Source organism: Cupriavidus sp. SK-4 (assembly GCF_000611125.1).
Taxonomy (GTDB): Bacteria; Pseudomonadota; Gammaproteobacteria; order Burkholderiales; family Burkholderiaceae; genus Cupriavidus; species Cupriavidus necator.
In genome coordinates, this window is sequence record NZ_JFJW01000152.1 from 33,469 (window position 1) to 50,147 (window position 16,679).

General features: G+C 68.4%; 19 protein-coding genes. 5 read left to right on the plus strand and 14 right to left on the minus strand.

All coding sequences use genetic code 11. The features are described 5' to 3' along the window. Window positions 1–1,191 (minus strand): CaiB/BaiF CoA-transferase family protein, encoded by a 1,191-nt coding sequence (locus CF68_RS30235; RefSeq protein WP_035826247.1) that lies wholly within the window; start codon window positions 1,189–1,191, stop codon window positions 1–3. Window positions 1,192–1,204: 13 nt separating this feature from the next. Beyond that, window positions 1,205–1,975: an enoyl-CoA hydratase/isomerase family protein gene (locus tag CF68_RS30240; RefSeq protein ID WP_035826248.1), complete on the minus strand. Its 771-nt coding sequence runs from the start codon at window positions 1,973–1,975 to the stop codon at window positions 1,205–1,207. A 121-nt stretch (window positions 1,976–2,096) separates the two neighbouring features. On the opposite strand from CF68_RS30240, the gene CF68_RS30245 reads away from it, so the two are divergent. Beyond that, on the plus strand, window positions 2,097–2,921 hold the full coding sequence (locus tag CF68_RS30245) for an IclR family transcriptional regulator (protein ID WP_235205944.1): 825 nt from the start codon (window positions 2,097–2,099) through the stop codon (window positions 2,919–2,921). A gap of 7 nt (window positions 2,922–2,928) precedes the next feature. Here CF68_RS30245 and CF68_RS30250 read toward each other — a convergent pair whose 3' ends face one another. From CF68_RS30250 to flhC, 3 genes are all read right to left on the minus strand, one after another. Next, window positions 2,929–3,807, minus strand: coding sequence for a lipid A biosynthesis lauroyl acyltransferase (locus tag CF68_RS30250; protein ID WP_035826253.1), 879 nt, complete (start codon window positions 3,805–3,807; stop codon window positions 2,929–2,931). A gap of 369 nt (window positions 3,808–4,176) precedes the next feature. Continuing rightward, entirely contained in the window at window positions 4,177–4,506 is a 330-nt protein-coding gene (locus CF68_RS30255) for a hypothetical protein (protein WP_235205939.1), read from the minus strand. A gap of 181 nt (window positions 4,507–4,687) precedes the next feature. Next, window positions 4,688–5,299 (minus strand): flagellar transcriptional regulator FlhC, encoded by a 612-nt coding sequence (flhC, locus tag CF68_RS30260; RefSeq protein ID WP_035826257.1) that lies wholly within the window; start codon window positions 5,297–5,299, stop codon window positions 4,688–4,690. Window positions 5,300–5,661: 362 nt separating this feature from the next. On the opposite strand from flhC, the gene CF68_RS30265 reads away from it, so the two are divergent. Continuing rightward, on the plus strand, window positions 5,662–5,871 hold the full coding sequence (locus CF68_RS30265; RefSeq protein ID WP_035826259.1) for a hypothetical protein: 210 nt from the start codon (window positions 5,662–5,664) through the stop codon (window positions 5,869–5,871). A 45-nt stretch (window positions 5,872–5,916) separates the two neighbouring features. Here the strand turns inward: CF68_RS30265 and CF68_RS30270 are convergent, their stop codons facing one another. The 6 genes from CF68_RS30270 to CF68_RS30295 all read right to left on the minus strand — a co-directional run bounded on the left by CF68_RS30270 (window position 5,917) and on the right by CF68_RS30295 (window position 13,363). Next, a complete protein-coding gene (locus CF68_RS30270) occupies window positions 5,917–6,408 on the minus strand; it encodes a flavodoxin family protein (protein WP_035826261.1) in 492 nt (163 codons plus the stop codon). A 78-nt stretch (window positions 6,409–6,486) separates the two neighbouring features. Continuing rightward, on the minus strand, window positions 6,487–7,509 hold the full coding sequence (locus CF68_RS30275; RefSeq protein WP_035826262.1) for a tripartite tricarboxylate transporter substrate binding protein: 1,023 nt from the start codon (window positions 7,507–7,509) through the stop codon (window positions 6,487–6,489). A 59-nt stretch (window positions 7,510–7,568) separates the two neighbouring features. Continuing rightward, window positions 7,569–8,549: a tripartite tricarboxylate transporter substrate binding protein gene (locus CF68_RS30280; protein ID WP_035826264.1), complete on the minus strand. Its 981-nt coding sequence runs from the start codon at window positions 8,547–8,549 to the stop codon at window positions 7,569–7,571. After that, the gene (locus tag CF68_RS30285; protein WP_035826323.1) at window positions 8,546–9,862 is read right to left on the minus strand and encodes a DUF1254 domain-containing protein; all 1,317 of its coding nucleotides are present in this window, start codon (window positions 9,860–9,862) and stop codon (window positions 8,546–8,548) included. Before CF68_RS30285 ends, CF68_RS30280 begins: the two co-directional genes overlap by 4 nt. A gap of 11 nt (window positions 9,863–9,873) precedes the next feature. Further along, window positions 9,874–11,187, minus strand: coding sequence for a DUF1254 domain-containing protein (locus CF68_RS30290; protein ID WP_035826265.1), 1,314 nt, complete (start codon window positions 11,185–11,187; stop codon window positions 9,874–9,876). Between the two features lie 25 nt (window positions 11,188–11,212). Continuing rightward, entirely contained in the window at window positions 11,213–13,363 is a 2,151-nt protein-coding gene (locus CF68_RS30295; protein WP_035826267.1) for an acetate--CoA ligase family protein, read from the minus strand. Window positions 13,364–13,503: 140 nt separating this feature from the next. On the opposite strand from CF68_RS30295, the gene CF68_RS30300 reads away from it, so the two are divergent. Both CF68_RS30300 and CF68_RS30305 read left to right on the plus strand, forming a co-directional pair. Next, window positions 13,504–14,241 (plus strand): GntR family transcriptional regulator, encoded by a 738-nt coding sequence (locus CF68_RS30300; protein ID WP_035826269.1) that lies wholly within the window; start codon window positions 13,504–13,506, stop codon window positions 14,239–14,241. Between the two features lie 113 nt (window positions 14,242–14,354). Next, window positions 14,355–14,717, plus strand: coding sequence for a DUF2880 domain-containing protein (locus CF68_RS30305; RefSeq protein ID WP_035826272.1), 363 nt, complete (start codon window positions 14,355–14,357; stop codon window positions 14,715–14,717). Between the two features lie 12 nt (window positions 14,718–14,729). Here the strand turns inward: CF68_RS30305 and CF68_RS30310 are convergent, their stop codons facing one another. The 3 genes from CF68_RS30310 to CF68_RS30320 are packed head-to-tail and all read right to left on the minus strand — an operon-like array spanning window position 14,730 to window position 15,942. Continuing rightward, on the minus strand, window positions 14,730–15,146 hold the full coding sequence (locus CF68_RS30310; protein WP_035826274.1) for a GFA family protein: 417 nt from the start codon (window positions 15,144–15,146) through the stop codon (window positions 14,730–14,732). A 14-nt stretch (window positions 15,147–15,160) separates the two neighbouring features. Beyond that, window positions 15,161–15,625 (minus strand): SRPBCC family protein, encoded by a 465-nt coding sequence (locus tag CF68_RS30315; protein ID WP_035826277.1) that lies wholly within the window; start codon window positions 15,623–15,625, stop codon window positions 15,161–15,163. Beyond that, window positions 15,622–15,942, minus strand: coding sequence for a helix-turn-helix transcriptional regulator (locus CF68_RS30320; RefSeq protein ID WP_035826278.1), 321 nt, complete (start codon window positions 15,940–15,942; stop codon window positions 15,622–15,624). Before CF68_RS30320 ends, CF68_RS30315 begins: the two co-directional genes overlap by 4 nt. Before the next feature lie 225 nt (window positions 15,943–16,167). Between CF68_RS30320 and CF68_RS30325 the strand changes: the two genes are divergently transcribed. Beyond that, window positions 16,168–16,650 carry a DUF1579 domain-containing protein gene (locus CF68_RS30325; RefSeq protein ID WP_035826279.1) on the plus strand — a complete coding sequence of 161 codons (483 nt, stop codon included), beginning with the start codon at window positions 16,168–16,170 and terminating at the stop codon, window positions 16,648–16,650. The last annotated feature ends 29 nt before the right edge of the window (window positions 16,651–16,679 follow it).

The window sequence follows — 16,679 nt, forward strand, 5'->3', positions numbered from 1 at the left end:
TTATGGTTGGCTGACGCCTTGCGCGAGGCCCAGTTCCTGCAGGACTTCGGCGGTGTGTTCACCCAGCCCCGGCGCATGGCGGCGCAGCGACAGCGGCGTGGCCGAGAAGCGCGCGGCGGGGCGCACTTCGCGCAGCGGGCCTTCGGTGGGGTGCTGCGTTTCCTGGAACAGGCCGACGGCGCGCAGGTGCGGATGGTCGACCAGTGCGTCCAGGCCGTAGATCGGCGTGGCGGGGATGTCGAGCGATTCGAACAGCTTCATCCATTCGTCAGTGGTGCGCGCCGGCGTCAGTTCGGCCAGGTGCCCGTACAGCGCGCGGATATTGGCGTTGCGCTGCGCGCGGTCGGCCACCTCGTAGCGCTCGGCCAGGTCGTCGCGGCCCACCGCGCGGAAGAAGGCTTGCCAGTGGCGCTCGGTGTAGGGCAGGGCGCAGATCCAGCCGTCGCGGGTCGGCGCGGGGCGGCGCCCGCCTTGCAGCAGGCGGGCGTAGCCGGCGCCCGTGGGTGCGGGCTCGAAGGTCAGGCCGCCCAGGTGCTCGGCCATCACGAACGCGGTCATGGTCTCCAGCATCGGCACCTCCACCGACTGGCCGACGCCGTGGCGCTCGCGGTACAGCAGGGCTGCCAGCACGGCGTTGGCCAGGGCCAGCCCGGTGGTCTTGTCGGCGATCAGGCTGGGCACGTACTCCGGGCGGTCGCCGGTGGTGGAACCCAGCGCGACCAGCCCGCAGCCGGCCTGGATGATGTCGTCGAAAGCCGGCTTGTCGCGGTGCGGGCCATCCTGGCCGAAGCCGGTGGCCACGCAGTAGACGATGCGCGGGTTGATGCGCGCCACCTCGGCATAGCCGAAGCCCAGCCGCTCGATCGCGGCCACGCGCATGTTGTGCACCAGCACGTCGGCGCTGGCGATCAGCCCGCGCAGCGCCTCGGCGCCCTCGGGGGTCTTCAGGTCGAGCACGACCGAGCGCTTGTTACGGTTCAGCGCCAGGTAGATCGAGCTCATGCCGGCGTGCTGCGAGACGCCGTTGGCGCGCATCAGGTCGCCCTCGGGTCCTTCGATCTTGATCACGTCGGCGCCAAAGTCGGCCAGCACCTGCGTGGCCAGCGGCCCGAGCACGACCGCGGTGAGGTCCAGCACGCGGATGCCGTCCAGCGGGCCGGCCGGCGTGGCGCGGGTGTCTTGTTCGCTCATCGGGGCCACTCCTTCAACGGCGCTTGAAAACAGGGGCGCGGCGCGCGGCCATGGCGGCGACGCCCTCGCGGAAGTCTTCGCTGCGGAACTGTCCGTGCTGGATCGCCAGTTCGCGCTGGTTGATCTCGGCGATGCGGTCGGCCAGCCCTTCGCGCAGCGTGGCGCGCGTGGTTTCCACTGCCAGCGGGGCAGAGGCGGCGATCTCTTGCGCCAGGGCCATGGCGCGGGCATTGACCTGCGCCTTTTCCACCAGTTCGTCGGCCAGGCCGATCTCGACCGCGTCGGTGCCGGTGATGCGCCGGCCGGTATAGAACAGCAGCGCGGCCTGCTGCTCGCCCACCAGCCGCGGCAGCGTCAGGCTCATGCCGAAACCGGGGTGGAAGCCCAGCCGGTTGAAGTTGGCGCTGAAGCGCGCCTCGGCGCAGGTCACGCGGAAGTCCGCCACCAGCGCCAGCCCCATGCCGGCGCCGATGGCGGCGCCTTCCACCGCGGCCACGATCGGCTTGCGGTTGCGGTAAAGCCTCATCGCATGCGCGTAGAAGCCGCCCGGGTCGTTGGCTACCGCGCCCTGGTCGGCGCCGCTGAAGTCGGCCCCGGCGCAGAAGGCGCTGACGCCGGACGCCAGCACGATGGCGCGGCAGTTCTCGTCGTCGTCCAGCGCCTGCAGGGTGTCGGCCAGGCGCCGCATGATGTCGGCATCGACAAAATTGTGCGGCGGGCGGGACAGGACGATGCGGGCGACGTGGCCTTCATGGGTGACTTGGATATTGGCGTCGGCTGACATGCGGGGCGTTCCTCTGTGGTGGATCGGCTCGGGGGCCGGGATGGACACAGTATTCGCGCCGCGCGGCCGTACCGCTATACTCTAATTTCACTAACTGAAATTATTGGCGATGCCGGACGCCGTGTTGCCAGAGCCCTCCACCCGCCGCGTCACGCACCAGACCGGCCGCTTTACCCGCGACACCGCGGGAAGCCAGTCGCTGGAGCGCGGGCTGGTGCTGCTGCGGGCCTTCCGTGTTGGCACTACCAGCCTGACCAATGCCGAGCTGGCGGTGCGCACCGGCCTGCCGCGCCCCACCGTCAGCCGGCTGACGCGCTCGCTGGTGGATGCCGGCTTCCTGCGCTATGACGTGAACGAACGCGCCTACCGGCTGGCGCCGGTGGTGCTGAGCCTGGCCGATGCCTTCCACCAGTCCAGCCGCGCGCCAGACATTGCATTGCCGCTGATGCGCAAGGTGGCCGAGGCCGGCAAGGTCAACGTGGGGCTGGCCGTGGGCGACCAGCTGGAGATGGTGTACCTGGCGTCGATCCGGCACAGCCGCGACAGCGTGTCGCGCACGCGGCGCGTGGTGCCGGGAACACGCGTGCCGATGGAGATGACGGCGATCGGGCTGTCATGGCTGGCGGCGCAGCCTGAGGGGGTGAGGGAGGATCTGCTGGCCGGCATCGCCGCGCGCCAGGGCGAGGCCTGGACCGGCATGCGGGCGCAGGTGCTGCGCAGCATTGCGCAGGCGCAGCGGCACGGCTATTGCACCGCGGCCTACCAGCCCGGCCACCTGCTGGCGGTGGGGGCCGCATTCTCCGGGCCGGACCAGCAGCTGTACGGGCTCAATATCAGCTTCCCGTTCAACGAGAGCGAGCGCAGCCGCGACAATGCCCGCTATGCGGCCCAGCTGGCGCGGCTGGTGGCGGACATCCAGGAGGCCTGGCGCCGCGCCGCCGGATAATCCGGGCTCAGTAGACCGACGGCATGCCTGCGGGCCGGTTCTTGAAGCGCCGGTGGATCCAGTAATACTGCTCCGGCATGGTGGCGATCTGGGTTTCGAGGAAGGCGTTCATGCGGCGCGAATCTTCCTCGACGCTGCCCGAGGGGAAGCCTTCCAGCGGGTCGAATATGCGCAGCCGGTAGCCGCGGTAGTCGGGCAGCACTTCGGTGGTGAAGGGCACCACGCGCGCGCCGGTCATGCTGGCCAGGCGCGAGGCCGAGGTCAGCGTGCAGGCCGGCACGCCAAAGAACGGCACAAACACCGAATCGTTGATGCCGAAATCCATGTCCGACGCCAGCATCACCGGGCAGCCGGCGCGCAGCGTGCGCACCACCTGCTTGCCGCTGCCGCTGCGCGGGATCATCTCGGCGCCAAAGCGCCCGCGCTGCGTGCGCGAGATTTCTTCCAGCATCGCGCTGGACATCTTGGTGTACAGCGAGGCCACCGGGTGGCGCATCGAATAGAACATGCAGCCGGCCTCGATGCCGACGAAATGGAAGCCCATGAAGATGGTCGGATGCTCCGCGCACGAGGCCAGGTCGATGCGGGTGTCCAGTTCCACCAGCTTGCCCAGGCGCTCGGCGCTGCCGAACCACTGCACGCCGCGTTCCAGGTAGCTGCGCAGGACGTGGCCGAAGTGGTTCCGTGCCAGCTGGTCGCGCGTGTCTGCATCCATGTCGGGGAAGCACAGGGACAGGTTGGTATGGACGATGCGCCGGCGGCGGCTGGGGATGCGATACAGCAGCTTGCCGATCGCATCTCCCAGGCGTGCTGTGACACTGTACGGCAGGGCGGCGACGAGCTTGAAGACTGCGATGGTGAGCGCAGCCTGGAGCCGGTGTTTCATGAAGATCCTAGGGAGCGGCAGCGGCGGCTGGGGCAATGGCCCCGGGCAGGCGGCTGCGCGGCAATAATTCGGGCGATGTGCCGGCTGAGGGGGCGGCGTTAGTGCGCTGTGCGTCGCTGCGCAAGCTTTCTCTGAAGGGCGCACTGTAGCACGACGGCCGCTGCCCGGCGATGACGGTTACTACCAGTAGCAAACAGGGGGAGATTATTGCAGCGCCTGGGGATTCCGCGGAAATGCCCTGACCGGGGCAGGGCATTTCCGGCTGTGCCGGGTGCGATCCGGAGAAAGGAAAATCGCGCTCAATAATACGCGCAGGCGGTGCCGCCACGCCTGCAATAATGACCGGCGGGATTATCGGGCAGGCATTGCTCAGGGTTTTTTCAATTCGCCCAGGTAGTAATTGACCTCGGCAAGCAGTGCGCGGTGGAATTCCGCCGGCAGGACATGGTCGTCGGTCAGCGACATCAACTGGTTGATGCGCTGGCGGAAGCGCTGCTCGGCGCTGGCGCGCGCCGCTGGCGGCAGGCACGTGGTCAGCGAGCACAGCAGCTCGCGCATCACCAGCAGGCGCGCGCCGTACTGGATCATGGCATCGCCCTGTGTCTTGAGGTTTTGCGCCAACTGTTCCGGCATCGTCTTGCCCGGCTCGCCAGGCGCAGCCGGCGCGGGAGCTTCGGCTGCGTTGTGTTGGTCATTCATGTCGGGCGCGGCCGCGCCGGTCTTTTTTCCAAGCATAGTGATCCTGAACATGGGCGAGGCTCCCTGGTACAAGCGGGGCCGGCCTGAAACGCCGGCGGCCTGGATGGCAGTAGCACTCATCATGGAAGCCTGCCGTGCACCGGACTGTGCGGCGGCAGACACTGGGACGCCTTGCGCGGCGTCAGTCGGCCAACGCAGCCGGCGCGGGTTTGCGGCCCTTGCCCGCGCGCGCCGGCGGCAGGCATAGCCCGCAAACGTAGCGGTGGCGCGCATCGTCGGCCTGCACGACATACTCACCCCGGCAGTCCCTGCAGCGCGCCAGCCGCAGCATGCCGCGCTCATAGAAGCGCACCAGCGTCCAGGCGCGGGTAAAGCTCAGCTGCGAGGCCTCGCCGGTGGCGCACAGCTGTTCGCGGTACATGCGGTAGCTGGACAAGACCGCGCGGATCCCGTCCAGGCTGCCGCGGCTGGTCATGAAGCGGTAGGCGCCAAGCAGCATCGAGGCATGGGCATTCGGGCGCCAGGAGACAAACCAGTCCGTGGAGAACGGCAGCATGCCCTTGGGCGGCGACACCCCGCACAGCTCCTTGTACAGCCGGATCAGGCGCAGGCGTGGCAGCGACACTTCGGACTCCAGCACCTGCAGGCGGGCGCCCAGGCCGATCATCTCGATCGCCAGGCGGATCTGCTCCATATCCTGCAGCATGCTCTTGCCGGGAAGCGGGGGCCTGGCGCGCGGAACCGGAGCCGGTGAGCCGGCCACAGCCGTGCCGGCGATATCGTGTACATCCATGGTCTCCTCCTGGAGATATATCGGAAATGGGCGCGGGCAAAGGGCCGGTGGCTGATCCGGCTTGCGCGGGCCTGTCACCGATAATCATGACCCGGCGTGTCACCGTGCGCGGCACGGTTTCTCGCGGGTCCGGGGCTCAGGTTTCTCGTAGTCGAGGAGGATTTTTGGATCGATCGGGGAGTTATAACCATGACATGCATCAACAATCATATTTCCGCGATTATTGTGTGTCATGCACGTCGCCTGGATTTGACCGTCCCTATCCTGGTGTAGGAGAAGTGCCCGCACGCTATCGGACTGACGCCGATTTCATTGGCAGGCCCATGCACTACGCTGCAAGAACACCAACGACGGAGCGACCCATGGCTGCGAACTTCCTGATCAGGCAGACGGCGCAAGGCTGGGAACTGACGGTCGAAAGTGCCCGCAAGGGCCTGGTGCACTGCGAGGATCGCGAAATCGCCGTCAATATCGGCATGGCTGCGGCCAGGCGGCGTGGCGTCGCACTGATCATGCAGGAGGAAGGGGGCGGCAACGACACCTCGCGCGGCATCGCACCACTGGCTGCCTGAACGGGCCCGCCCCGCCCCATAGCGCGGTATGGCCCTAGCGTGCCATCAGAACACCCCAAGCCCCAATCCCGCTGCCAGCCCCTCACCCAACTCCGCGCAACGCGCCAGGTCCCCGGCTTCGATCTGCTTGGGCGCAAGGATGCGCTCAGGCGTCTGCGCATGCGTACAGACGATCAGCCCCGGCGCCACGCCGTTGAGCCGCCAGCCGGTGGCGATGCGGTCAATCTGGCGCAGCGCATTCTCGCCATCGCTGCCGGCGCAGATCATGGTGGCGTAGGGGCGGCCGTTGATGCGGTCCAGCGCGGCGTAATAGCTGCGGTCGAAGAAGTCCTTCATCATCCCTGCCATGGCGGCCAGGTTCTCCGGCGTGGCGAAGAGGTAGCCGTCGGCGGCAAGGACATCGTCCGGGCCGGCCTCGGCAGCCGTCTTGAGCACGACCGTGACGCCGGGCTGCTGGCGGGCCGCGTCAGCGGCGGCCTCGGCCATCTGCCGGGTGCCCCCGGTCATGGTGTGATAGACGATCAGCAGCGTTTTCATGCTTGCGTGTTCACGGTATGCCTGTTGCCGACGACTGTAGCATGCAGTCGCCGGCACGACCGATTCACGCTGCGGCTGTCAATCCAGCGTCACCCCCGTATCCGCCGTCAGCTTCAGCACCACCGGCAAGTAGGCCTTGTACGCCGCCTCCGCCTGTGCCGGTGTATTGCCGAGCGGTTCCGCGCCCATGTCCACGATGCGCCGCTGCGTGTCGGCGCTGGCGACCAGGCTGGCGGTCTCGCGGCCCAGGCGGTCGATGATGTCCTGCGGCGTCTTCGCGGGCGCCATCAGCGTGATCGGGCCGGTCAGCCGGAACGGTTCGTCGGCGTAGCCTGCCTCGGTGAAGGTCGGCACGTCTGGCAGGCCCTGTGCGCGGCGCGTGCCGGTGACCGCTAGGGGCCGCAGCTTGCCGGTGGCGAAGTGTTGCTTGAGCGCGGTCACGGAGCCCACCGTCACGTTGACCTGGCCGGCGAGAAGGTCGGTCACCATCGGCCCTTCGCCGCGGTAGGGCACATGCAGCATGTCAGCCTGGTATTGCCTGGCGATGTAGGTCTGGATCGTATGCGGCTGCGTGCCCGCGCCCCATGACCCCATGCGCAGCTTGCCCGGCGATGCCTTGGCATAGGCCAGCAGTTCGGCAACGGTCTTGGCTGGCACGCTGCTGTTGACCGCCAGCACGGTGCGTGCGGTGGCGATGTCGGAGATCGGGCGCAGTTCAGTGCGCGGATCGTAGGGCAGCTTCTTGTACAGCGCCAGGTTGGACGTGATCGGGCCGGGAATGGTCATCAGCAGCGTATAGCCGTCAGGCGCCGACTTGGCGACGTAGTCGGTGCCGATGATGCCGCCGGCGCCGCCCTTGTTCTCCACCACCACCGTCTTGCCGAGCTGGCGCGACAGGCCATCGCCGATGGCGCGCGCCAGCGTGTCGGTCAGCCCGCCCGGCGGGTAGGCGACGATCAGGTGGATGGGCTTGGCCGGGTAGGCGCCCTGTGCGCCGGCCGGGGCGGGCGCGGCGGCCAGGGCCAGCACGGTGAGCAGGGGCAGGGCGGCTTGCAGCAGCGGGCCGCGCAGCCGGTGCAGAAGGGGGGCAGCGGTCATCATGATGGCGGTGTCTCCTTGGGATGGATGGTCACGTGTTGCCCTACGTCGAAGGGGAGGTCTCACTCCAGCCTGATGCCGCGCGCCTTGATCAGCTTGCCCCATTTGCCGATCTCCTGGTCGATGAAGGCGGAAAACGCGCTGCCCGGCTCTGGCTGCGGCTCAAGCCCCAGCCCCAGCAGCTTCTTGCGGATCTCGGCATCGGCCAGCACGGCCGATGCCTCGCGGTTCAAGCGCTCTGAGATGGCGGGCGGCGTGCCGGCCGGCGCGACCAGGCCGAACCAGCCGTAGCCGACCATGCCCGGGTAACCCTGCTCGGCAAAGGTGGGCGCATCCGGATAGACCGGCGAACGCTGTTCCGAGGCCACTGCCAGCACGCGCAGCTTGCCGGCCTTGATAAAGGGCAGCGCCGAGGTGATGGCGGTCAGGGTGGCGTCCGCGCGGCCGGCCAGTAGTTCGGTATAGGCGGTGGCGTCGCCGCGGTAGTGGACATTCAGCAGCTTGAACTTGCCGACCTGCCCGAACAGTTCGGCGGTCAGGTGCGGGCCGGAGCCTGCGCCCGGGGACGCCAGCGTCACGCCATCCGGCTTGTCCCGGGCCATGCGCACGAAGTCGGCCACGGTGCGAGCCGGCGAGCTGGCATTGACGATCAGGAAGACCGGACCCAGCACGCGCGGGCCCACTGGCACGAAGTCCTTGTGGACGTCGTAGCGCTGGGCGATGCCTGCCGCGGTATTGATGGCGAAGGGCGCGGCGGCCCACAGCAGCGTGTAGCCGTCCGGCGCGGCATGGGCCACCTGCTCGGTGGCCAGGCGCGTGCCGGCGCCAGGCTTGTTCTCCACCACCACCTGTTGGCCAAGCTTGTGGCCAAGTGCCTCGGCAAGGATGCGGGCAGAAATGTCATTGGAGCCGCCAGCGCCATATGGCGACACCAGCTTGACCGGCCGCGACGGATACGTTTGCGCCTGCGCGGGGCTGGCCAGGCACAGCATCGCCAGGCCGGCCGTCAGCACGGCCCGGGCGAAGATTGAGGTCCGATTCATGATGGTTCCTTCATGCGGCGGATGGGTGGATAACGGAAGCTGCGTTCCAGGTGCGTGGTGCCGGGCACGTAGAGGCGCAACGCAACATAGAACGGCTCCGCGGGTGCCGGCAGCCAGTTACCGGCCAGGGCGTTTTCCGAAGGGGGCTGCGCGCCCAGCACGATGCGCAGGCTGCCATCGGGTGCCGGGCGCAGGGCCGGCGAGCGGTCGCCCAGCGAGTAGCGCTGCAGGGGGTTCTCGACCAGCATGCAGTCCGATTTACGGTACATGGTCAGCGACCAGAATGCGCCCACCTGGGGTAGTCCTTGCGGGGGAAACACCAGTTCATACTGGTGCGTGCCGTCCAGCGGCAAGCCGTCGCCATCGCAATCGGCCATCAGGTACATGGCTTCCTCAACGCCTAGCGCACCGATGTAGTTGCGCGCCACCTCGGCGCGCAGAGCGTAGTGCGTGCCGAACGAGGTGCGGATTTCCACCGGCAGGAACCAGCCGCCGCCCAGCGCGGAGGCCCTGGGCGCGGCCAGTTCCGCGTCGACCTGCGTCAGCGCGGTGGCCAGCGCCGCGCGCTGTGCCCCGGTCAGCGGCGCATTGCTGCCGATGCCGGCCGGGGCAAAGCTGCGGACCAGTTCCGCTTCGGCGGCGGGTGGCGGGTTCTCGCGCAGCATGCGGGTGACGACGGCGGCGTAGCGGTCGGGATCGGCTGGCCGCTCGCCGGCTTGCATGCCGGCATCGAATACGGTTGCTGCGCTGGTGCCGTCTGGCCGGCGCAGGCGGATGCCGTCCTGCAGGGCATGTGCACCCGGCAAATCGGCTTCGCCATCGGCCAGGATGCGGCCGATGATCCAGGCCGCGTCGGTGGGGCAGGGCAGCGGCGTTGCACCGGCCGGCACCTCGCCCCGCCAGGCTGGCCCATGCAGCAGCCAGGTGCCGCCTTGCGTGCCGGTGGTGCGGGTGCCGATATAGCCGAACGGGTTGGTATAGGCGTCGAGCAGGCCGAGCACGTAGTAGCGGCCGTGGCAGTCGGGCACGTCGAGCAGCAGCGGGCCGTTGGACAGGTCGAGCCACGAATTGGTGTAGAGCGTGTCGTTGTTCGGCGTGACGACCTGCCGGTGCTGCGGGCCGAGCAGTGCGCGCACATGCGTGACGGTGTTGATCCAGCGCAGCGTGGAATCGGGCCCGTCGCCGGCAAAGACCCCGGCGCCATCGCGCCGCGGGCAGGTGGCGGCGCGCATGCGCGCCATCTCGTACAGCGGCAGTGTGTAGCGCACCGCGTCGCACGCCAGCCTGCCGAACTGTTTGTCGTGAGCCTCCATGGCGCGCTCCATCAGGCAATGCGCCGCAAGGGCGGGATCACGTAGCCGCCGGCCATGAAGCCATCGGTCGGGTGGTAGAGCCGCAGGATCAGGTAGAACGGGCCGTCCGGTGCCGGCAGCCAGTTGTCCTGCGCCTGCGTGGGGCGCTGGTGCGAGATGGTCAGCGTGAGGCCACCGTCGGCATCATATTGCAGACCGGGGCTGTGGTCGCCGAGCGCATAGCGCCCGATGGCATTGTCGGTGAAGAAGCGGTCGGCGCCGTAGAGCGAGACTGACCAGAACGCCTGCGCCGGCGGCAGGTGTCCCGCCGGGAAGTGCAGGGCGTAGGCGTGGCGGCCGTGCAGCAGTTCGCCGTCGGCGTCGTAGTCGGCAGCGGCATAGACGGCCTCGTCGGCGCGCAGTGCGCCCAGGCCCTTCATCGCGGTGACCGCGCGCTGCATCCAGTCGTCGCCATAGCGGCCCAGCAGCAGGCTGTAGGTCCAGCTCTTGCGCGCATGGCTGCGTGTGTTGGCCTCGATCAGGGCCATGCCTTCGTGCCAGGCGCGGACCAGGCCCTGTTGCACCGCAGGCCGCAGCGCGCCCACATCGACGGCGTCGCCGGCGCGGATGCCGCATTTGCGCAGCAGCGACAGCAGGCCCGCTGCAGAAGGCTCGGCAGGATACTCGCGCAGGGCGTTGAAGATGTTGGCGAAGAAGTCCAGCGCGGGCTCGCCGCCTTCCTGCCAGTCGCGCACGCAGGCGGGCTGCATCCTGGTGCCGCCGGACAGGCGGAAGCCGTTCTCGAAGGCGCTCGCCGCCGGCAGGTCGTCGGCACCAGTCACCAGCACGCGGCCCAGCAGCCAGACCAGTGAGGTGGGGCAGCGCACCACGTGGTCGCCTGCGGCGTGCTGACCGGGGCCGGCCAGCACGATGTCGGCGCCGGCCGCGCGCACGTTGCGCGGGCCCAGGTTCTCGAAGTTGTTGGTCCAGGCGTCCAGCAGCTCCACCACGTAATAGCGGCTGGCGTCCGGCAGTGCCGGCACGTGCAGCGTGACCGGGCCGTCGGCCAGGTTGACCCAGGCGCAGAAGTAGAGCAGGTCGTTGGCCGGGGTGACGACGTCGCGGTCCTTGTGCGTCCACTGGTGCGTGCTGGCCGACAGCACGTTGACGGGGGCACGGCCGTAGCCCGTGGCCTGGGCTACTGAGGTCTGCAGCCGGCAGGTGCGCAGGCTTTCAAACAGCGGATAGGTGGCAAGCACCAGCGGCAGCGCCGCCGCGGCGGTGAGGGCTTCCTGGGGTGTGTCGATGGGCGCGCCGGCAAGGAAGGGCGCAGCGGGTTGGTTCATGGCGTTGTCTCCGTCGGGTTTTGCTTTAGTCGTTGATGCCGTTCCCGGCATGCAGCGTGACCACGGCATCGGCCGCGACCACGCCCTGGGCGGTGACGATCAGCGGATTGATCTCCAGCGTGTCCAGCCGCGGCCCGAGTGCGGCGGCGGCCTGCGACACGCGCACCAGCACTTCGGCCACGGCATCGGCATCGACCGCGGGATGGCCGCGATGGCCGCATAGCAGCGCTTCGGCACGGCTTGCGCGCAGCATGGTGCAGGCGCGGGCATGGGTCAGCGGGGCCAGGCCGAACGTGGTCTGCCGGAAGATCTCCACCGCCGTGCCGCCGATGCCGGCCAGCGCCACCAGCCCGAATACCGGGTCGCGCCGCACGCCCACCATCAGCTCGCCCCAGCCGCGCACCATGCCGGCGACCAGCGCGCCGTCGAAGCGCGCCGGGCTGCCGCGGTTGGTTGCGGCGGCCCGCACCTGCGCAAACGCCGCACGCACCGCCTGCGCATCGGCCACGTTCAGCACCACTCCGCCCACGTCGCTCTTGTGCAGGATGTCGGGCGAACACAGCTTGACGGCGACCGGGTAGCCGATGCCTTCAGCGATGCGCACGGCCTCGTCGGCATCGCGCGCCAGTCCGTGGGGTGCGGTGGGGATGCCGCAGGCGGTGAGCCACTGCATGGCATCGAACTCGGACAGCGACGTGGTGTCGCGCGGGAGGTCCGGCGCAGCCAGGGCCGCGGCAGATACGGCGGGCTTCGCTTGTGCTGCCGCTGCCTGCGCGGCGGCGCGGGCCAGCACGGCCACGGCCTGCACCGCGTGGGCGGGTTCGCGGAAGACCAGCGCGCCGCGCGCTTCGAGCCAGCGGCGCTTTTCGTCATCGACCAGCCCGCTGAACAGCAGCGGCGCCGCGGTGCCGCTGCGGTGCAGGGTCTCGACAGCTTCCTGCAGCCCGGGCCAGATGCGCGGCGCGCCAACGCCGCCCGCCAGGAAGGCGACCACACTGCCGTAGTCGGGGCTTTGCGCAGCGGCGGCAATCGCGTCCAGCAGCACTTCCGGCTGCGCCACGATCTGCCCGGTGACGTCGATGGGATTGGCCGTGCTGGCAAAGGGAATGGCGCTGCGCAGCGCAGTGGCCGCGGCTTCCGGCATGGGCGGCATGGGCAGGTCCAGCGCCTCGGCCTGGTCGGCCATCATGATGCCGACGCCGCCCGAAACCGTGACCAATGCGACCGGCGTGACGGCGCTTTCCGGCTCTTTCGCCGAGGGCTGCCAGCGCGTCGGCCGGCGCCCGCGCGACAGCACGTAGCCCAGCCGGAAGAAGTCATCCAGCGTATGGGCGCGGAATACGCCGTACTCGTCGAAGACCGCCTGGTAGACGGCGTCCTCGCCGGCCAGGCTGGCCGTGTGCGATTGCGCGGAGCGGGCCCCGGCCTCGGTGGTGCCGACCTTGGTCACCACCACCGGCTTGCCCGCGGCACGCGCCGCCGCCAGCGCGCGGCGCAGGCGGGTGCCGTCGCGGCAGCCTTCCAGGTAGGCCAGGATCACGCGGGTGGCGTCGTCGTGCGCCAGCCATTCGATCACGTCGGCCACGTGCAGGCCGGCTTCGTTGCCGGTGGTGACCCAGTGGCTCAGCCCCAGCGATGCCTCGCGCGCCAGCCCAAAGGCATAGGCGCCGAAGGCGCCGCTCTGGCTGACCAACCCGACATCGCCCAGCGGCGGCAGCCCGCTCAGCGGCATCGGCGAGAAGGTGGCAAAGACGCGCTCGCGCAGGTTCATCGCGCCCAGGCAGTTGGGCCCCAGCAGCGTGATGCCGTGCGCTTGCGCCAGGGCCGTCAGCTCCGCCTGCATGGCGATGCCGTCGCCGCCGGTTTCAGCAAAGCCCGAAGTGAAGAACACCGCGGCGCGCGTGCCGTTGCGCGCCAGCTGGCGCATGGCGTCCAGGCTGGCACTGACCGGCAGCGCCACGATGGCGAGGTCGGCCGGTGTGTCCAGCGCATCCAGCGAGGGCACCGCAGCCAGCCCCTGTACTTCGCGCGCCGTGGCATGCACGGGAATGATGCGGCCGACGTAGCCCAGTTCGCTCAGCAGCCGCACCGGCATGCCGCCCACCTTGTCGGGCTGGGTGGAGGCGCCGATCACGGCGATGGTGCGCGGCTGCAACAGGGCGCAGAGGTCTGGCATCGCTTGTCTCCGTATGCGTGCGCCATGACTTCTTGAGCGGCGCCGCGAATCTTGTCATTGGTGTATCGGAGCATCTTGTCATGACATGTTATGATGAGTCAATGTTGTTATGATAAGTAGATGCCCGCATCGGACATGACGTGAACACCATCAATCTCGTGACAACAAGCTCCCTGCCTCGCTTCAAGCAGATCGAAGGCGCGCTGCGCCAGCGCATCGTCAACAACGAATGGACCCCGGGCATCAAGCTGCCGTCCGAGTCTGAGCTGATGGCTGAATTCGGCGTCAGCCGCATCACCGTGCGCCAGTCGCTGGCATCGCTGCTTGCCGAAGGGCTGATCGAGACGGTGCACGGCAAGGGCAGCTTTGTCAGCCGTCCGGCGGGGCAGGCGGACCTGGGGCCGTTGACTGGTTTTTTCGACTACATGCGCGCGCGCGGGCACGAAGCGCACGGCAAGCTGCTGTCGACGCGGCTGATTGCGGCGCCGGCCATCGCCACCGAAGCGCTGCGCCTGCCGCCGGGAACCAGGCTGCTGTGCGTGACCATGCTCAAGTCAGTGGCCGACACCCCGGTGGCGGTCGGCATGACGATGGCGCCCGAACCCCTGATGCGTGCGATCCTGGAGCACGATCTTGAAAGCCACGATGCACTGATGATCGTGGAAGCCCGCCTGGGTTATCGCCTCAAGTACCTGCATACGGAGAGCGCAGCAATCCCTGCCAATGCCGAAACCGCGCGCCGGCTCAAGGTGGCGCCGGGCGAGCCACTGCTGCGCATCCGATTCACGCCGCACGACATTGATGACAAGCCGCTGGCTTTCTCCGAATTCATGTTTCGTGGCGACAAGTTCACCTACAAGGCCTGCGTGCGGCGCTAGCGCCGCCAGGCAGTGGCGCCGGGGGAACTTTTGTGCCGGTGCCGTGGCCTGAACGGCATCGGCGCTGGCGTTAGAATGTGGCGCCCAGTTCTGCCCCAGCCCAGGAGTCCAAGATGCTTTCGCCGCTTTTCCCGCGTTCCCTGTCCACCGCGCTGGTGATGGCGTTGTCGGTCACGTGCTCGTCGGCGGCACTGGCCGCCGGGCAGGATGAAGCGCCAAAGCCGCGCGGCAAGGACGAGGCCCCGGAGGCCCCGGTCGCCTGCATGAAGGCGGTCAAGGCAGCGCTGCCCAATCCCGCCAGCTTCAAGTGGGTCGGCGGCAAGACCCGCAAGGTGGCCGAAGACGCCTACAGCGTGGTGGCCGACGTCGAATACCTGGCGCAGGACGGCGCCGTGCGCAAGGCCAAGGTCCAGTGCGACGTGCTGCGCGCCCCGGGCAACCAGTTCGTGGTGCCCAAGGTCAGGCTGCCGCACTAGGGCCTGACGGTCCTAGCCAGCCGGCATCCGTTCGAATGCCTGCAGCGAAGGATCGATGGCGTCCCACGCCGGTGCGCGGACGCTGTAGGTGAGGACCTGCGGCACGAAGCGGTCCGGGTCGTCCAGGCTGCCCGCGTGGACCGCGATCAGTTCCGGCATCGCGGCAAAGCGCAGGAAGACCGGCGTTCCGCAGACCGGGCAGAAGGCGTGGACCTTCACGTTGCCGCTGTCGCCCGCGACCTCCCAGTGCGTCGCCTCGCCGGTGATGGTCATCTCGGCGCGCGCGGGAAAGGTCAGGTAGGAGCCGTGCCCGGTGCCGCTGCGCCGCTGGCAGTCGCGGCACTGGCAGTGGTTCTGGAAGACGGGCGCGTGCCTGGTTGCGTAGCGGATCGCGCCGCACGCGCATCCGCCGGTGTAGGGCTGGGTCATGAGCAACTCCCGGTTCAGGCCGCCTTCGGCTTGGCGAAGACATCGATGGCCTGCCCTGTTTCCAGCAGGGACTTCAGGCTGGAAAGAACGATTGGCCAGCCCTGCTTGACGCCCTTGGCCATCCCGCTGCCGGCCTCGAGTTCGTCGTGGGTGACGGTCAGCCGCACCATCTCCTCGTACGCCTCGATGTCGAAGCTCACGCGGCTGTAGCTGGCAGGATCGGCCGCCTGCGAGGGGCTCGCCCACGTGATGACCAGGCGCGTCGGCGGCGCGGCCTCGACGACCTTGCCGACCACCTGGACCATGCGCTGCTCGTTGGCGCGCACGTGCTCCCAGGTCGATCCGGGCTTCCAGTCGGAGATGTTCTCGTGGCCCCAGTAGCGCTGCGCAATCTCCGGTTTCGTGATGGCCTCGAACACCTTTTCCGGCGTCGAGCGGATGTAGGTCACATAAACGAAGCTGGTCTTCTCCTGGGTCATTGCTGATCTCCTTCGAGTTCGTTCTTCAGGTCGTGCAGCAGGCTGAGCCGCTGACGTTCGAATTTCCGCACCCAGCGCTCGTAGACCTCGTGCAGCGGCACCGGGTTGATGAAATGCAGCTTCTCCCGGCCACGCCGGACCGTGCTCACCAGATTGGCCGCCTCGAGGATCCCGATGTGCTGGGTGGCCGATTGCCGCGCCATGTTCAGGTGCTCGCAGAGCTCGCCCAGCGTCTGCCCGTTCCTCTCGTACAGCAGGTCGAGCAGCTTTCTGCGTGTCGGGTCGCCCAGCGCCTTGAAAACCTTGTCAGCGTCCATCCGGTCCGTTGTGTTTGTGCGTGAGGGGAGTATATGCAGGTAAATACCTGCATGTCAATCAGCGCATCGCCCTGCATGCCGCGCGATTGCTCGCTTGAAGCTATACCGGACAGGCCAGCGCAGCACAGCAAATCGCAGGCAAAAGTGGACGCTGTCCATTTCATTTGCTAGTCTATGTGTACGGCATCCACAAACGTCCGTGGATGCAACCCAAGGAGACCGAAAATGAAGACCGAAGCGCAGAAGGAGCACCGCTGGCTGCAACGGCTGGTGGGCAACTGGATCGCCGAAGGCGAGGCATCGATGGGGCCGGACCAGCCGGTGCAGAAGTGGGAGATCCCCGAGCGCGTGAGCAGCGTCGGCGACGTCTGGGTCCAGTGCGTGACGCAGGGCGACATGCCCGGCTGCGGCCCGTCCACCACGGTCATGACGCTGGGCTACGATCCCGCCCGCAAGCATTTCGTGGGGACCTTCATCGGCTCGATGATGACCCACCTGTGGATCTATGAAGGCGAGCTCGATGCCGGCGGCCAGCAGCTGACGCTGCGTGCCGAGGGGCCGGATTGCTCCGGCAATGGCCGCATGGCCCAGTACCGCGACGTGATCACCTTCACCGACGACGACCACCGCACGCTGACGTCCTACATGCTGGGCGAGAACGGCGAGTGGACCCAGTTCATGAACGCCGGCTATCGCCGCCAGCGCTAGGCCTGGCGGCGCAGTGCCGCCAGCCGTGC

Excerpts from the sequence above, each read along its gene's own strand:
- CF68_RS30285 (WP_035826323.1), bottom strand. The coding sequence starts at position 9,862 with ATGGAGGCTCACGACAAACAGTTCGGCAGGCTGGCGTGCGACGCGGTG.
- flhC (WP_035826257.1), bottom strand. The coding sequence starts at position 5,299 with ATGGATGTACACGATATCGCCGGCACGGCTGTGGCCGGCTCACCGGCT.
- CF68_RS30255 (WP_235205939.1), bottom strand. The coding sequence starts at position 4,506 with ATGAATGACCAACACAACGCAGCCGAAGCTCCCGCGCCGGCTGCGCCT.
- CF68_RS30265 (WP_035826259.1), top strand. The coding sequence starts at position 5,662 with ATGGCTGCGAACTTCCTGATCAGGCAGACGGCGCAAGGCTGGGAACTG.
- CF68_RS30310 (WP_035826274.1), bottom strand. The coding sequence starts at position 15,146 with ATGACCCAGCCCTACACCGGCGGATGCGCGTGCGGCGCGATCCGCTAC.
- CF68_RS30315 (WP_035826277.1), bottom strand. The coding sequence starts at position 15,625 with ATGACCCAGGAGAAGACCAGCTTCGTTTATGTGACCTACATCCGCTCG.
- CF68_RS30240 (WP_035826248.1), bottom strand. The coding sequence starts at position 1,975 with ATGTCAGCCGACGCCAATATCCAAGTCACCCATGAAGGCCACGTCGCC.
- CF68_RS30270 (WP_035826261.1), bottom strand. The coding sequence starts at position 6,408 with ATGAAAACGCTGCTGATCGTCTATCACACCATGACCGGGGGCACCCGG.
- CF68_RS30275 (WP_035826262.1), bottom strand. The coding sequence starts at position 7,509 with ATGATGACCGCTGCCCCCCTTCTGCACCGGCTGCGCGGCCCGCTGCTG.
- CF68_RS30235 (WP_035826247.1), bottom strand. The coding sequence starts at position 1,191 with ATGAGCGAACAAGACACCCGCGCCACGCCGGCCGGCCCGCTGGACGGC.
- CF68_RS30250 (WP_035826253.1), bottom strand. The coding sequence starts at position 3,807 with ATGAAACACCGGCTCCAGGCTGCGCTCACCATCGCAGTCTTCAAGCTC.
- CF68_RS30290 (WP_035826265.1), bottom strand. The coding sequence starts at position 11,187 with ATGAACCAACCCGCTGCGCCCTTCCTTGCCGGCGCGCCCATCGACACA.
- CF68_RS30280 (WP_035826264.1), bottom strand. The coding sequence starts at position 8,549 with ATGAATCGGACCTCAATCTTCGCCCGGGCCGTGCTGACGGCCGGCCTG.
- CF68_RS30295 (WP_035826267.1), bottom strand. The coding sequence starts at position 13,363 with ATGCCAGACCTCTGCGCCCTGTTGCAGCCGCGCACCATCGCCGTGATC.
- CF68_RS30325 (WP_035826279.1), top strand. The coding sequence starts at position 16,168 with ATGAAGACCGAAGCGCAGAAGGAGCACCGCTGGCTGCAACGGCTGGTG.
- CF68_RS30305 (WP_035826272.1), top strand. The coding sequence starts at position 14,355 with ATGCTTTCGCCGCTTTTCCCGCGTTCCCTGTCCACCGCGCTGGTGATG.
- CF68_RS30320 (WP_035826278.1), bottom strand. The coding sequence starts at position 15,942 with ATGGACGCTGACAAGGTTTTCAAGGCGCTGGGCGACCCGACACGCAGA.